Raw genomic sequence first — 994 nt, 5'->3', positions numbered from 1 at the left:
AATTATATAGTAGGGAATAGGGAACAGAAATTTGGCTCATTTGACTATGCAAACTTAAATACTATTTAAAATTAACTATAGCAATTTTTATAATTAATAATTAATAACTGGACAGTACAATATTTTGCCTGTCCTACAAAAGACTTTGTTCAAAAATCTATGGAATTATTATCACTTTGAAGTTCTTCTAACTTTTGTTTAACTGCCTGAATATCTTGCCACATTAACCACTTTGGTTTACCAGGTTCCCTAGAAGGATTCCGCAAAAGATAAGATGGATGAAAAATGGGCATACAAAGTCGCCCCTCCCACTCCATCCATTGACCCCTAATTTTAGTAATACCTCGCTTATCACCAGTCAAAGCTTTAACCGCTGTTGCCCCAGTTAAAAGAATAATTTTGGGGTCAACTAAACGTATTTGTTCTAATAAGTAGGGTTTACAAGCTTCTATTTCTTTGAGAGTAGGAGTCCTGTTTTCCGGTGGCCGACATCTAGCAGCATTAGATATATAAACGTCGTCGCTACTCAACTCTACAGACTGCAAAATTTTATCAAGGAGTTGCCCAGACCTACCCACAAAAGGCAGACCTTGTTCATCCTCATTTTGACCGGGTGCTTCCCCAATAATCATAATTTCTGCTTTGGGGTTGCCTCTACCAATGACAGCATTAGTCCGGTTTTCTCCTAGTTCACATCTATGACATTGGTTACAATGAACAGCTATTTGCTCCATTGTTTGATATGTTCCTGATGGAATAGGAATTTTAACATCTGTAGGAATGAGACTAAAGTCAGAGTCAGAGTCAGAGGTAGATTCTGGGGAGTCATCATTGTTTGACAAGTCAAAGAGGCTGAGTTGTTTTTCGCTAGACATAATTCGGGAAGTCAAAATTCAAAATTCAAAAGTCATGCATTAAGATTTTCAGGGAAGTTATATAGAACCCCTGAGCGGATCTATTTAAAATTATAGATTGAGAGTAGGGGAGTAGGGGA

At 37.4% G+C, this 994-nt stretch carries 1 protein-coding gene; it reads right to left on the bottom strand.

Annotated elements, in window-relative coordinates; genetic code table 11:
• Positions 1–149 precede the first annotated feature (149 nt).
• A complete protein-coding gene (locus tag AFK68_RS00050) occupies positions 150–875 on the bottom strand; it encodes a uracil-DNA glycosylase family protein (RefSeq protein WP_094670655.1) in 726 nt (241 codons plus the stop codon).
• Positions 876–994: the final 119 nt, after the last annotated feature.

It is taken from the genome of Hydrocoleum sp. CS-953, assembly GCF_002260545.1.
Classification (GTDB): domain Bacteria; phylum Cyanobacteriota; class Cyanobacteriia; order Cyanobacteriales; family Microcoleaceae; genus Trichodesmium.
This window is presented reverse-complemented; position numbering and strand designations above follow the sequence as displayed.

Coding starts and splice junctions, on each gene's coding strand:
- AFK68_RS00050 (WP_094670655.1), bottom strand. CDS start 875: ATGTCTAGCGAAAAACAACTCAGCCTCTTTGACTTGTCAAACAATGAT.